The sequence below is a fragment of the Pseudoselenomonas caprae genome (assembly GCF_008271345.1).
Lineage (GTDB): Bacteria > Bacillota > Negativicutes > Selenomonadales > Selenomonadaceae > Selenomonas_A > Selenomonas_A caprae.
Map to the genome: position 1 here is coordinate 207,938 of NZ_VTOZ01000001.1, position 14,559 is coordinate 222,496.

14 protein-coding genes are annotated in these 14,559 nt (G+C 53.9%); all 14 read left to right on the forward strand.

What is annotated here, in order from left to right:
* The first annotated feature begins 104 nt into the window (after positions 1–104).
* Entirely contained in the window at positions 105–947 is an 843-nt protein-coding gene (locus FZ041_RS00955; protein WP_075444617.1) for a fumarate hydratase, read from the forward strand.
* Between the two features lie 23 nt (positions 948–970).
* Positions 971–1,537, forward strand: a complete 567-nt coding sequence (locus tag FZ041_RS00960; protein WP_075444619.1) for a Fe-S-containing hydro-lyase — start codon at positions 971–973, stop codon at positions 1,535–1,537.
* A 33-nt stretch (positions 1,538–1,570) separates the two neighbouring features.
* On the forward strand, positions 1,571–2,197 hold the full coding sequence (locus FZ041_RS00965) for a succinate dehydrogenase/fumarate reductase transmembrane subunit (protein ID WP_075444620.1): 627 nt from the start codon (positions 1,571–1,573) through the stop codon (positions 2,195–2,197).
* Between the two features lie 32 nt (positions 2,198–2,229).
* Complete coding sequence (gene sdhA / locus FZ041_RS00970) at positions 2,230–4,137, forward strand: succinate dehydrogenase flavoprotein subunit (protein ID WP_075444621.1); 1,908 nt, start codon at positions 2,230–2,232, stop codon at positions 4,135–4,137.
* A gap of 18 nt (positions 4,138–4,155) precedes the next feature.
* Positions 4,156–4,908 carry a succinate dehydrogenase iron-sulfur subunit gene (sdhB, locus tag FZ041_RS00975; RefSeq protein ID WP_149188228.1) on the forward strand — a complete coding sequence of 251 codons (753 nt, stop codon included), beginning with the start codon at positions 4,156–4,158 and terminating at the stop codon, positions 4,906–4,908.
* 148 nt (positions 4,909–5,056) lie between these two features.
* Complete coding sequence (locus tag FZ041_RS14900) at positions 5,057–5,905, forward strand: methyl-accepting chemotaxis protein (protein ID WP_149188229.1); 849 nt, start codon at positions 5,057–5,059, stop codon at positions 5,903–5,905.
* Positions 5,906–6,068: 163 nt separating this feature from the next.
* A complete protein-coding gene (locus tag FZ041_RS00985) occupies positions 6,069–7,769 on the forward strand; it encodes a putative bifunctional diguanylate cyclase/phosphodiesterase (RefSeq protein ID WP_149188230.1) in 1,701 nt (566 codons plus the stop codon).
* Complete coding sequence (queF, locus tag FZ041_RS00990) at positions 7,769–8,263, forward strand: preQ(1) synthase (protein WP_075444627.1); 495 nt, start codon at positions 7,769–7,771, stop codon at positions 8,261–8,263. The genes FZ041_RS00985 and queF overlap by 1 nt, the downstream gene beginning before the upstream one ends.
* Before the next feature lie 29 nt (positions 8,264–8,292).
* Positions 8,293–9,117, forward strand: coding sequence for a pyridoxamine kinase (locus tag FZ041_RS00995; RefSeq protein WP_075444629.1), 825 nt, complete (start codon positions 8,293–8,295; stop codon positions 9,115–9,117).
* Between the two features lies 1 nt (position 9,118).
* Positions 9,119–9,778 (forward strand): TatD family nuclease-associated radical SAM protein, encoded by a 660-nt coding sequence (locus FZ041_RS01000; protein WP_075444631.1) that lies wholly within the window; start codon positions 9,119–9,121, stop codon positions 9,776–9,778.
* A 749-nt stretch (positions 9,779–10,527) separates the two neighbouring features.
* Positions 10,528–11,370 carry a selenium-dependent molybdenum cofactor biosynthesis protein YqeB gene (yqeB, locus tag FZ041_RS01005; protein ID WP_075444633.1) on the forward strand — a complete coding sequence of 281 codons (843 nt, stop codon included), beginning with the start codon at positions 10,528–10,530 and terminating at the stop codon, positions 11,368–11,370.
* Between the two features lie 13 nt (positions 11,371–11,383).
* Positions 11,384–12,058, forward strand: coding sequence for a ComF family protein (locus tag FZ041_RS01010; RefSeq protein ID WP_149188231.1), 675 nt, complete (start codon positions 11,384–11,386; stop codon positions 12,056–12,058).
* Positions 12,059–12,185: 127 nt separating this feature from the next.
* The gene (gene ilvB, locus FZ041_RS01015; protein WP_149188244.1) at positions 12,186–13,874 is read left to right on the forward strand and encodes a biosynthetic-type acetolactate synthase large subunit; all 1,689 of its coding nucleotides are present in this window, start codon (positions 12,186–12,188) and stop codon (positions 13,872–13,874) included.
* Between the two features lie 2 nt (positions 13,875–13,876).
* Positions 13,877–14,377 carry an acetolactate synthase small subunit gene (gene ilvN / locus FZ041_RS01020; protein ID WP_075429171.1) on the forward strand — a complete coding sequence of 167 codons (501 nt, stop codon included), beginning with the start codon at positions 13,877–13,879 and terminating at the stop codon, positions 14,375–14,377.
* Positions 14,378–14,559: the final 182 nt, after the last annotated feature.

The following is a 14,559-nucleotide window of genomic DNA, read 5'->3' on the forward strand; positions in this document are numbered from 1 at the left end:
TATGCGGGTTTGCGGCACTTTTCCTTTCGCTTGAAAGGGGCGAAAAAATGTGCTATGATGAACCCACAGATGTGTGATAAGTTGTATTTATGGGAGGGATTACTTTGCGAGAAATTGACGCAAAACAAATCACGGAAACCGTAGCACAGATGTGCAAAGAGGCAGCTTATTATCTGCCGAAGGACGTTTACGAAGGCCTCAAACGCGGCCGTGAGACGGAGAAATCTCCGGTCGGTCAGAACGTTCTCGACCAGATTATCAAGAATGCTGAGATTGCACGCGCTGAGGATCGTCCGTACTGCCAGGATACTGGCATGACGATCGTCTTCCTCGAAGTGGGCCAGGACCTGCACATCACGGGTGGCCAGCTTGAGGATGCCATCAATGCCGGTATTGCCAAAGGCTATACTGAGGGCTATCTGCGCAAATCTGTCGTTGCTGAGCCGCTGTTCAATCGTGTCAATACGAAGGACAACACGCCGGGCGTCATCTACACGAAGATCGTGCCGGGCGATAAGCTCAAGATCACGGTAGCACCGAAAGGCTTCGGTTCGGAGAACAAATCCGGCGTCAAGATGCTGGTTCCGGCCGATGGTGTTGAGGGTGTCAAGAAGGCTGTCATGGACATCATCCTGCATGCCAGCATGAACCCGTGCCCGCCGATGGTTGTCGGTGTAGGCATCGGCGGCACCATGGATCGTGCCGCACTCCTTTCCAAGAAGGCTCTGACCCGTTCCATCGATGAGCGCAATCCGATGCCGGAATACGCAAAACTCGAGGGCGAACTCCTGGAACTCATCAATCAGACGGGTATCGGACCGCAGCTCGGCGGTACGACCTCTGCACTCGCTGTCAACGTCGAGTGGGGCCCGACGCATATCGCAGGCCTGCCAGTCGCTGTAACGATCTGCTGCCATGCCATGCGCCATGCATCGCGTACGCTTTGATTTGAGGATAGGAGGAAACAGAAATGGCAGAACCAATTAAAATCCAGACTCCGTTTACGGAAGAGATGTCCCGCAAGCTGCATGTCGGTGATGCGGTACTTATCAGCGGCACGATCATCGCTGCCCGCGATGCTGCGCACAAGGCTATGACTGAGGCGCTCGCACGCGGCGAGGAGCTGCCGGTTGATTGGAAAAATCAGATGGTTTATTATCTCGGACCGACGCCGGCAAAACCGGGTGATCCGATTGGCTCCTGCGGCCCGACGACTTCCGGCCGTATGGATGCTTATACGCCGACGATGCTCGACCAGGGCATCAAGGGCATGATCGGCAAGGGCTCCCGTTCGGCTGCTGTTGTCGAGTCGATGAAGAAGAATGGTGTAACGTATTTTGCTGCTGTCGGCGGCGCCGCTGCCCTGATCGCAAAATCCGTCAAGAAGTATGAAGTCCTCGCTTACCCGGAGCTTGGCCCGGAGGCTGTAGCAGCTCTTACGGTTGAGGATTTCCCGGCTATTGTCGTCATTGACTGTGAAGGCAATAACCTTTACGAGACGAACCAGGCGAAGTATCGTACGCTGAAAGGCTACTGATAGGGGTAAAGGAATTATTTTAGGAGGTACAGAATGTTCCACACAACTTTTTATCTGCGTCGTTTGCATTCTTTAGTGGGTCTCCTGGTGCTCGGTATCGTTCTCTTTGAGCATATCTTCACCAACTCGATGGCCCTCGGCGGCGCTCCGGCACTCAATGGTGCACTTGCTATGATGGAGCTCATCCCGAAACCGATCTTCCTCGGTCTTGAGGTGTTCGGCATTGCCGTTCCGCTCCTGTTCCATGCCATCTATGGCGTTTACATTGCCCTGCAGGCTAACAACAACCCGGGCCGTTTCGGATATATCCGCAACTGGCAGTTCGCGCTCCAGCGCTGGACGGCATGGTTCCTCGTTGTGTTCCTCGTATGGCATGTATTCTATCTCCGTGTATTTACGAAGGGCATCAGCGGCACGCCGATTTCCTATGAGCTTCTCCAGAGCTACTTTGTCGGTCATCCGATCTATGCTCTGCTGTATATCCTTGGCATGTTTGCAGCTATCTTCCATTTCTGCAATGGTATCACGACCTTCTGCATGACCTGGGGTATCGCTAAGGGCCCGCGCATCCAGAACGTCATCAGCGTTTGCAGCATGGGTCTTTGTGCTCTTCTCTGCCTGGTTACGCTGGTATTCATGGGCAGCTACTTCGTGATGTAAGTGGAAGCTTAGCAAAGTAAAGGAGAATTTCAATGGCTAATAAACCTGAAAATAAGATTATTGTCGTAGGCGGCGGCCTTTCGGGCCTCATGGCTGCGCTGAAAATCTGCGAAGGCGGCGGCAAAGTAGACCTGTTCTCTTACTGCCCGGTAAAACGCTCCCATTCCCTGTGCGCACAGGGCGGCATGAACGCCTGCATGGATACGAAGGGTGAGCATGATTCCGTCTATGAGCATTTCGATGACACCGTATATGGCGGTGACTTCCTCGCTGACCAGCTGGCTGTAAAAGGCATGGTTGAGGCAGCTCCGAAACTTGTCAAGATGTTCGACCGCATGGGTGTACCGTTCACGCGTACGGCTGAAGGCGTTCTCGACCTCCGTAACTTCGGTGGACAGAAAAACAAACGTACGGTATTCGCCGGTTCCACGACGGGCCAGCAGCTCCTCTATGCTCTCGATGAGCAGGTTCGTCGCTGGGAAGTCAAGGGTGGCGTCAAGAAATATGAGTTCTGGGAATTCATCAAGATCATCAAGAACAAAGATGGTATCTGCCGTGGTATCGTTGCCCAGAACATGAACTCCAACGAGATCGTTTCGTTCCCGGCTGATGTCGTCATCCTTGCAACGGGCGGCCCTGGCCAGGTATATGGCCGCTGCACGGCTTCCACGATCTGCAACGGTTCGGCAGTATCGGCTGTTTATCAGCAGGGTGCTGAGATCGGCAACCCGGAGTTCCTGCAGATCCATCCGACGGCAATCCCGGGCTCGGACAAGAACCGCCTGATGTCGGAGGCTTGCCGTGGCGAGGGTGGCCGCGTATGGGTTTACCGCGAGAATCCGGAGACCCACGAGAAAGAGCGCTGGTACTTCCTCGAGGATATGTATCCGGCATACGGCAACCTCGTACCGCGTGACGTTGCTTCCCGTGCGATCTACAAAGTCGTTGTCCACATGGGCCTCGGCATGCAGAACCCGAACCGCGTATACCTCGACCTCTCCCATATCCCGGCTGATTACCTCGAGCGCAAACTCGGCGGTATCCTCGAGATGTATGATGACTTTGTAGGTAAAGATCCGCGCAAAGTACCGATGGAGATCTTCCCGTCCATCCATTATTCCATGGGCGGCATCTGGGTTGACCGTGAGCATCATACGAACATCCCGGGCCTCATGGCTTCCGGCGAGTGTGACTACCAGTATCACGGTGCAAACCGTCTGGGTGCAAACTCCCTGCTGTCGGCTACGTACTCCGGTACGATCTCCGGCCCAGAGTCCCTGCGTCTTGCCCGTAGCGGCAAGCTCGGCGATGCCCTCACGGAGGCAGAGCTCGAGGCAGCTCGCAAAGAGTGCGTAGAGGAATTCGACCGTATCCGCAATATGAACGGTCCGGAGAACGCACATCAGATGCATCACGAGCTCGGCGATATCATGTACAAATATGTATCGGTTGAGCGTGATAACAACGGCCTCAAACAGTGCATGAAAGAACTCCATGCACTGCTCAAACGCTGGGATAACATCGGCGTTACGGACCATGGCAACTGGGCAAACCAGGAGGCTATGTTCGTTCGCCAGCTCCGCAATATGATCATCTATGCAATGGCTATCACGAAGTCCGCTCTGCTGCGTGACGAGAGCCGTGGTGCCCATGCGAAGATCGTCCTCAAATCCGACTATGAGCAGTGGGATGATGCGAAGAAGAAGGCCTTCGACGAGAAGACCGGCGCATATCATTTCGATGCTGAGACGGGCCGCGCTATGACGGATGATGGCAATGACGACCTCGTATTCTTTGGCCGTGACGATGAGAAATTCATGTACACGACCGTCGTTTCCTTCGATGCTGCTAACAGCGAGCCGGAGGTTTCCTATCGTGAGTTCGAGCATTCTCTCATCAAGCCGCGTCTGCGCAACTACGCCGTAGCTAAGAAAGAGTAATGAGGGAGGACAAATAGAATGGCAGAACAGAAGAAAGTCAGACTCGTTATCGAACGCCAGGACGGCCCGAATGACAAGCCGTACGAGCAGGCGTTCGAAGTAGATTATCGTCCGGGCCTCAACATCGTTGCCGCCCTGATGGAAATCCAGAAAAATCCGGTGACCGTAGACGGCAAGAAAGTCGCTCCGGTTGTCTGGGAATGCAACTGCCTGGAGAAAGTCTGCGGTGCTTGCATGATGGTCATCAACGGCAAAGCCCGTCAGGCTTGCTGCTCGCTGGTTGATAACCTTGAGCAGCCAATCCGTCTGGCACCGGCACGCACGTTCCCGGTTATCCGCGATCTCTTGATTGATCGTTCCGTTATGTTTGAGAGTCTCAAACGCATCCATGGTTGGATTGAAGTCGATGGTACCTGGGACGTCAAAGATGCACCTATCCAGAATCCGCATACGGCTGAGACCGCTTATGAGATTTCGCATTGCATGACCTGCGGCTGCTGCCTTGAAGCTTGCCCGAACGTTGGCCCGCAGTCCGACTTCATCGGACCGTCCCCGACGGTACAGGCTTACCTTTTCAATCTCCATCCGCTCGGGAAGTTCGATGCGCCGACGCGTCTCAATGCCCTGATGGAAAAAGGCGGTATCACGAGCTGCGGCAACAGCCAGAACTGTGTCGAGGCTTGCCCGAAGAACATCAAGCTCACGACGTATCTCGCGCAGCTTAACCGCGATGTCAACAAACAGGCACTCAAGAACATTTTCAACAAATAAAGATTGTGTTCATCCGACTCCGGCAGATTTCTGCCGGAGTTTTTGCATTTTATGGTATTTTTTTGCGCAAAGAAGAGGAAAACAGTTATCATAGCGCGAACTATTAAAGGAATAAGGAAAGGATACAAAATTTTAGGGAGGAATATAAATGGCTTTTCCAGAGATGTTCAAATCCGATGAAGATGTGTTGCAGGCATTCAAGGTTGTGATTCCGTATATCAATCAGATCGTTCGTGAGGACGTAGTCATCGGTCTTACGAATCTTACCGAGTATATCGATTATGTACCGGGCAAAAAGCTTGATATCAAGATCACACCGGGTATGCCCATCAGCAATATACCGACGATCCAGGAATGCATCAAGTATGATCGCGTTACCTATGATGACCAGGATGCGAGCGTCTATGGTGTTCCCATCAAGACAATCTTCACGCCAATCCACGGTGTTAGTGGCAAAGTGATCGGTACTATCAGTACTGGCGTGGATATGGAGAGCAATCTGGCTCTGGTGCGCTCGATCGAGGACATCACTGCAGCTACGCAGACGGTATATCAGGCCGTGGAACAGGTAGCCGAGAGTGCGGGCGAGCTGGCGAAATCGGGGCAGCAGTCGATCGAGCAGGCGAAGTTCCTGCAGGAGCGCAATTCGGAGACGCTCAAGGTCATCGACTTCATCACCAATATCGCTGGCCAGACGAACCTGTTGGGCCTTAATGCGGCAATCGAGGCGGCACGTGCTGGTGAGCAGGGCCGTGGCTTCGCTGTCGTGGCTGAGGAGGTAAGGAAGCTGGCAGAGCAGTCGCGCGAAGCTACGGAGAAGATCCAGGCGACGCTGGCGGAAATGAACAATGCGGTCAATGAGATTTCGCATACCATCGAGTCGACAGGTGCTATCAGCGAAGAGCAGGCTGCTTCGACGGAAGAGATCACGGCGCATCTGGCGCGGGTGACGAAAGCTGCCGAGCAGCTCAACAAGTTTATCGAGTTGTTCAAGTAAGTCCTGACATAGGTTGTGGGAGAGAAAAAGGGAGGGCGTAGCAGCGTGCGCCCTTTTTCTACCGCTGGAAGTGGCTTGCCCCCTGTCCTGTTTTGGTATATGATAGGAATATAGTGGGTAGGTTGCCCGAGGTTTGGTTTTAGGCAATTAGGATGATAAATGTATGAAGAAGAATAATCGTATCCCCTTAAGCCCCTGCTTGAAACGGTTCAAGTTTTATTTCGACCTCTTGAAGAAAACAACAAATGATTACTTGTTCTTTACGGACATACAAGAGAATATTGTCATGGTTTCACCGAATCTTGTCCAGGATTTCGACCTGCCGGGCGAGGTTATGGAGAACTTTGACCAATATTGGGGCCCGCTGGTCCATCCCGAGGAGCGGGAGGAGTATGCGGCCTTGGCCCATAATCTTGAGGCAGCGCAATGTGTCTTTGAGCATGCGGCCGAGTATCGCGTAAAGAGCCGTAAAGGTGAATATGTATGGATCCGCTGCCGTGGACGGGTAGGCGCTGATCGTGAGGGCCGGCCCAGTATGTTTGTAGGCATGATGTCGAGGATGGCACAGCGCAACCAGGCAGATGAGATCACAGGCTTGCTGAACAAATATCAATTCGAGCATGCGGTCAAGCTGGCTTTGGCAGAATACCGTGCGACTGGTGATGGCGGTGCAATCATGGTGTTTGGCCTGGATAACTTCAAGATCGTCAATGAGACGTATAACCGCCTGCTTGGCGATCAGGTGCTCAAGCGTGTAGCGCGGGTGATTGCCAATGTCCTGCCGCCAGCCTTGACATTGTTCAAACTGGACGGCGATGAGTTCGCCGTGATCTATCCCGGTGCTGGCGAAAAGGAAGTCGGCGAGATCTTTGCCAGCGTGCAGAGTGCACTTTCGCGTCCGCAGGATATCGATGGGCATCAGTATTTCTGCACGGCCTCGTGCGGTACGGTCTTCTATCCCACGGCGGGCAAGGACTACCTGGTGCTGCATAAGCATGCAGAGGCGACCATGGATATCGCCAAGCGCGAGGGCAAGAACCGCAACGTGCTGTTCAGCAAGGAGGAGTACAACCGCTGGGTGCGCTCCATATCGATGCGCGACAGCCTATGGGAAAGCGTCGAAAATGGCTGTACGGGTTTCAGCTTGTTCTTCCAGCCACAGGTCAGCGCCGTCGAGCAGAAGATCATCGGTGCTGAGGCCCTGCTGCGCTGGAAGAATCCGAAGGGCCGCATGGTGGCGCCGATGGAGTTCATTCCCATTCTTGAAGAAACGAAGCTGATCATCCCCGTGGGCAAGTGGATCTTTGCGGAGGCGGTCCGCGTCTGCAAGCGCTGGCGCGAGGTGATCCCTGAGTTCCGCGTCAGCATCAATATGAGCTATGAGCAGGTCAAGGATCTGTCTTTCAAGAAGTTTGTAGCAGATTGCCTGCAGCGCTATGAGATGCCGCCGGAGGCAATCATCCTTGAGCTCACGGAAAGCAAGATCGTTGCGGACTGGAGCTTTGTCAACAAGCAGTTTGACGAATTCCGCCAGCAAGGACTGGCCATCGCGATGGATGACTTCGGCACGGGTTATAGCTCGCTGGCCTCGCTCAAGTATCTATCCTGCGATATCGTCAAGATTGACCGTGAGTTCGTCAAGAAGATACTCGAAAACGATTTTGACCGCCGTCTGGTCAAATACGTTGTCTCGCTCTGCCATAGCATCGGCATCAAATGCTGCATCGAGGGCGTCGAGGAACTGGCTGAGTATGAGCTGCTGACGAAGGAATGCCAGGCAGACTCCATCCAGGGGTACCTGTTTGGCCATCCGGAGAGCGTCGAGAATTTTGAAGAAAAGTTTTTACACATGGAGAAGAATTAATGTCACGCGATAAGAACGCTGAAGAGATCACCCTTCTTGGTAAGAAGAAGGTAAACTATCATTACGATTACTGCCCGGAAATCCTGGAGACCTTCCAGAACAAGCATCCGGAAAATGACTATTGGGTCAAGTTCAACTGTCCTGAATTCACAGCTTTGTGCCCGATAACAGGCCAGCCGGACTATGCGACCATCTACATCAGCTATGTGCCTGGTGAGCGCATGGTCGAAAGCAAATCGTTGAAGCTCTATCTGGTAAGCTTCCGCAATCATGGGGATTTCCATGAAGATGTCGTCAATGTCATCATGAAGGACCTCATAAAGCTCATGGATCCGAAATACATCGAGGTATGGGGAAAGTTCCTGCCACGCGGCGGCATCTCCATCGATCCGTATGCGAACTATGGCCGGCCGGGCACGAAGTACGAGCAGCTGGCTTGGCATCGTTTTGAGGAGCATGACCTCGTAGCCATGGATAAGGTCGATAACCGCTGAGGCGGTAGCAGAAGAAGGGAGCAAAGCCGTTGAAACATCAGAAGCGCGTTGCATTGGTCAATGATATTACGGGATTCGGACGCTGCTCGGTGACTGTCGAGCTGCCGTTGCTGTCAGCGATGAAGATTCAGGCATGCCCATTGCCAACGGCTATCCTGTCGGTTCATACCGGCTTTGCCAATCACTATCTTGATGACTATACAGACCGCATGCGGCCGTACATGGACAGCTGGGAGAAAAACCAGCTGTCTTTTGATGGTATCTGCACTGGCTTTTTAGGCTCGGTGCACCAGATTGAGATCGTGGCTGATTTTATCCGCCGCTTCAAGCAGCCGGCAACGCGAGTCATGGTCGATCCGGTCATGGGGGACTATGGCAAGCTTTACAGCTCGTACACGCAGGAGATGTGTGAGGAGATGCGGAAGCTTCTGGCTTATGCTAACCTGGTGACGCCGAATCTCACCGAGGCCTGCCAATTGCTGGGGATGCCCTATCCGAAGGATGGACGGGTATCGGACCAGGAGCTTGAGTATATGGCAGGCGCATTGGCGGATCAAGGCCCGTCACAGGTCATCATCACGGGACTCAGCGAGGGCGATACCATCCGCAATTTCATCTATGAGGCGGGACGGGGCAGCGTCCTGGAGGTGGAGAAGATAGGCGGTGACCGGTCAGGTTCAGGCGATGCGTTTGCCGCCATCGTGGCTGGCAGTCTCATCAATGGCGAAAGTCTCGAACAGGCGGTCCGCAAGGCGGCGGATTTCATCAGCAGATGCTTGGCGTATGCGGTGGAACTCAACCTGCCTTGGAATTATGGCCTGCCGTTTGAAGAATATCTAAGGGAGCTGAAGTGATATGCTGGTATACGCAACCCATGCGGGGGGCAAATATATGACGTTGGCAGACAGCCTGCGCCTGCAGCCGGAAGGCAAGCGCAATCTGTATGTCAATATCACCAATGCGTGCAATTGTGCTTGCACGTTCTGTCTGCGCAATATGAAGGAGATGGCTGAGGAATCTTCGCTATGGCTCAAGGAAAAGCCGACGCTTCCGGAGTTCAAGGCGGCGCTTGACAGTGTTCCTTGGGACTATATCAAGGAAGTCGTATTCTGCGGGTTTGGTGAGCCAACCATGGAACTGGCGACTTTGGTGGAGCTGCTCCACTATGTCAAGAAGACGCATCCGGATCTGCCGACGCGCCTCAATACGAACGGCCTGGGCAATCTTGAGTATGGACGCGATATCGCGGCAGATTTTGCCGGTATACTCGATACGGTGTCCATCAGCCTCAATGCGTCCAATGCGGAGCGTTACTATGAGCTCACGCGGGCCAAGTATGGCATCAAGTCGTATGAGGCTATGCTGGACTTTGCTGAGCGCAGCAAGCAGTATGTGCCGAATGTCGTGCTGACCATCGTCGACAAAGTGGAAGGGCCTGAGGAGATCGCCCGCTGCCGGGAAATCTGCGCAGAGCGCGGTCTTACCCTGCGTGTTCGTGAATACGAAGACAGCTGAAAAAATCCAGGCATGACAAAAGCCGGTTCTCATTTCCGAGAACCGGCTTTATTCTTTGATAAACATAGATAGTTGTGATCCTTCTTATTCATTTGTCTGCAACATTCCGTCTCGAGCAGGAAGGCTGCGCACTTTGTTGACTACGTATGTAGATGTTCAGCTGAAACAATGTGCCTTACACCATGGTTCATGTACACGTTCTTGTTAGTCATCTTGCCGTTACCGATAACGATAGGGTTCCTAAAGTTTCGACGGTTTTCCAGATGATTCGTAAAGATTTACCCGGGATAGTCACTCACTTTATCTCGTGGCGCCGACGATGTGCTCCCAACTTCCTCAGACTCTGAGTACGACTGGCGGCCACCTGACCATCATTACGTCTCGCTTCCGTCCTGAGGATAATCGTTTTCTTCACCTCTGCACTTGCTAGTCAGTCCGGGATAAAGGGTAACTGCGTGATATCTTCAATAAACACTCACATCCTTTCGTAATAGCCAGATATGGTTGTTCTTGAAGAGAGCCTGTTTCGGCTGGATAAACACCTGGCAAGCTTTCGACCTCCAGGACTACTTTCCTGCTGGTTTGCTTATCTATCTCCTCTTTACGCCTTTATATTAACATATTTTTCAGACGATTGCAATACTTCGTACAAAATATGTAATATTTTTTTTGTAAAAAATAAGCCGCGCTTTTATGCAGATATAGTATAATAGAGAAGATATAGAACAGAATGAAAGGGAGCAAACGCAATGAAACATCTCATAATCGTACGTGGCGGCGGTGAGATCGCCAGTGGTGTGATCCACGCGCTTTACCGTACGGGATTCCGCGTGCTGGTATTGGAGCAGGCGGAGCCGACGGCTACCCGGCGGCGTGTCGCGTATTCGGAGGCCATGTACCGCGGTGAGGCGACCGTGGAGCGTATCACCTGCTATCGTGCGAAAAATGTTGAGGATGCGAAAAGGCGGTTGAAGGAAGGACAGCTCGTGATGCTGGAAGATCCGGAGGCCAAATGCGTGCGGGGATTCAAACCGCAGGTGCTTGTCGATGCGATGGTGGCCCATGAGAACAAGGGAACCAAGCGTGATATGGCTGAACATACGGTAGCCTTGGGGCCGGGGTTCTGTGCTGGCCGTGATGTGGACGTGGTAGTGGAGACTGGACGTGGCCATAATCTTGGCCGGTTGATCTATGAGGGCTTTTCCTCGAAGGACCAGAATCTGGACAATGCCACGGTGGGGATAAGCCAGAATGTCGAGCATCTGGTCTTTGCGCCAGAGAATGGACGGCTGGAGATGCTTCGCAGCATCTCGTTGATGGTCAAGCAGGGCGAATCGGTGGCCCATCTGCACACAGACGATGGGCAGGTCATTGAGCTCAAGGCGACGATCGATGGTGTGCTGCGCGGTGCCCTGCACGGCGGTTCACGCGTGCGCAAGGGGCAGAAGGTAGCCGATATCCACCCGACGATGGGGCAGGAAGAGTGCTTCACGATTTCGGATAAGGCGCGCTGCATTGCCGGTTCGGTACTCGAAGCCGTCATGGTATGGGATCATAAGCGTCCCAAGCGTGGTTTCTTCCAGCGCCATTGATTGAGGTGCTGTTATGGTGAGTGATCTGTTTCAAGCATTGTGGGATTTTCTTTTTCCTGCACATTGCCCGCTTTGCCATAAATATGTCAAGAATAAGGGAGACTGGTGCGAGACCTGTCTCCGTCAGGTTTGTCAGCCAACGCGGCTGCCAGTTCCAGCGCCCATGCAGCCGGTTGCCGGCAGTGCATGGGCGCTTTGCCTATATCGGGGCGGGATGCGGGACCTTCTGCGCCGGCTCAAATACCGGAGGCAGCAGAGTGCCTTGCCCTATATCCACCGGCTGCTGGCCGCCGCTGATGCGGATAAGGGGATAGCGGCGCTATTGGCATGGAGTGAGGTGGCCGTACCGGTGCCGCTGCATGCCAGCCGCGAGCGGCTGCGTGGCTTCAACCAGTCGGAGCAGATATTTGCCGTATGGCTGCAGGTGCATGGTGTCCCGATGGTACGGGCTCTGCAGCGCGTCAAGGCCACTCTGCCCATGTATGAGCTTACACCGGAGCAGCGCCGGGAGAACCTCAAAGGTGCCTTTGCTGTCTGTGCGGCGGCCAGCCTTGCAGGCAAGCATGTCCTGCTGGTCGATGACATCTTGACGACAGGGGCTACGCTTGGTGCCTGTGCCCGGGAAATCAAGCGGGCTGGGGCAGCAGAGGTGCGTGTGCTGGTGCTGGCCAGTGACCATCGCTGCTGAAAGCCTTCGGAGCATATTTGTTAAAGATGTATTTTCTGGTTGTAATATTGTATACAAATAGTGTATAATATAGCAAAACAAAAATACGCTTTGTAAACAAAATGCTAGAGGGGGCTTTCGTGTGTTGATGAATGGAGCTCAGGCTGTGTTGGAGAGCCTGAAAAGAGAAGGGGTGGACGTCGTCTTCGGCTATCCGGGCGGTGCAGTGCTGACCCTGTATGATGCTGTCTACAAGATGAAATTCCCGCATGTGCTCACGCGCCATGAGCAGGGCGCAGTCCATGCAGCTGACGGCTATGCCCGCGCTACGGGCAAGGTCGGCGTTGTCTTTGCGACCTCGGGGCCAGGGGCGACGAATCTCATCACGGGCATTGCTACGGCCTGTACAGACTCGGTTCCGCTCGTCTGCATCACCGGACAGGTGGCTAATCCCTATATCGGCAAGGATTCGTTCCAGGAGGCGGACATCTTTGGCATCACGACGCCCATTACAAAGCATAATTATCTCGTCAAGGATGTAAAGGAACTGCCGCGCGTCCTCAAGGAAGCGTTCTTCATTGCCCGCACGGGCCGTCCGGGGCCAGTCGTCATTGATGTGGCCAAGGACGTATTCGATACGAAATTCGACTATGAATATCCGGAAACGGTCCAGCTGCGCGGCTATTCGGGTGAATACACGGGCAGCGAAGCGGAAATCGATGCTGTGGTCGAGGCAGTCAAGCAGGCTGAGCGGCCACTGCTGTTCGTGGGAGGCGGCGTCGTGGGCTCTGAGATGGCCGGCGAGGTGCGCAAGATCGCCCAGCTTCTCGGCGTGCCAGTGACGACGACACTTCTGGGCTTGGGCGTCGTCCCTGCGGACCATAAGGGCTTCCTAGGCTTTGCGGGCATGCATGGTTCGTATGCGGCCAATATGTCCATCCAGCAGTGTGATCTGCTGCTCTGTATCGGCATGCGCTTCAGCGACCGGGTGACCGGCAAGGTATCCGGCTTTGCGCCGAAGGCCAAAGTCGTGCATTTTGAGCTCGACAGGGCTGAGGTGAATAAGAATGTTGTGGCAGATTACCGCGTGCTCGGCGATTTGCGCTGGTCCCTGCCCTTGTTCAAGGAAAAGCTCAGTGCTACGGGCAGGGCATTTGCAGCAGAGTACAAGGATTGGCTTGAGCATGCCGTCGCCATGAGCGAGGAGCGTCCGTTCAGCTATCGGGAAGAAGGTGATCTCATCAAGCCGGGAGCACTGATCCGGAAGGTCAGCGAGCTGTCGGATGAAGATACGATCGCCGTCACGGATGTCGGCCAGCATCAGATGTGGGCGGCGCAGTTCTTTGACGTCTATAAGCCGCGTCATTTCCTGACCTCTGGTGGCCAGGGGACCATGGGCTATGGCCTGCCGGCGGCGATGGGGGCCAAGATCGGCAAGCCGGACAGCAAGGTCGTGCTGTTCACAGGCGATGGCAGCATTATGATGAACTGCCAGGAGTTTGCGACGATTGCCGATAACGACATCGATGTCAAGGTCATCATCGTCCACAACTGCATTCTGGGCATGGTTGGCCAGTGGCAGCGCCTGTTCTATAACCATCATTATTCGCAGTCCGAGCTCAAGGGCAAGACCGATTTCGTCAAACTGGCCGAGGCTATGGGGCTCAAGGGCTATCGCTTGAAGGCTAAGGAGGAGCTGGAGTCGAGACTGCCGGCTATCCTGGCGGAAAAAGGTCCTGCACTCATCGATGTCCTGATTCCAGAGGAAGAAGATGTCCTGCCGATGGTGCCGGGCGGCAAACGTCTGGATCAGATGGTACTGGGAGGGAGTAAGTGATGATGAAAAAATATCTGCTGGCCGTCCTGGTCGACAACAAGCCTGGCGTGCTCACACATGTATCGGGGCTTATCAGCCGCCGCGCCTTCAACATCGAAAGCATATCGGCTGGCTATACCGAAGAGCCGGAGGTCACGCGCATCAATATCGTCGTATCTGTCGAGTCGGAAAATGAGCTCGATCAGGTGGTGACACAGCTGTCGAAACTCATCGATGTCATCAAGATCGTCAATCTCAGCAAGGTGGAGTCCATCGAGCGCGAGCTCGTCATGATAAAGGTCAAGGCAGGCCGCAAGAACCGCGCGGATATCATCAACATTGTCGAGATTTTCCGGGCTAAGATCGTCGATGTCGGTCCGGAGGATGTCGTGGTCGAGCTCACGGGATCGCAGAGCAAGATCGATGGAATCATTGAGGTGTTGTCAGAGTATGAGATCCTGGAGATTGCCCGCACAGGAGCGATTGCGCTCTCGCGTGGCCCGGTACCGGTCAAGCATATGTGAATTGTGAGACGGGATGCAAAAAGATATAGATAAATTGCAGTTTATCTGTCCGTACGTGGTTAAAACAAACTCGTTACAGCTCAGCTTGGGTGGGGGCGGGTGCACTTTTTCTCCGCTCCCGCTAAATGACCCGCGCGGCTGCTTTAATACGTACTTAGATACATGTGCCGGGCAGGCCAGCG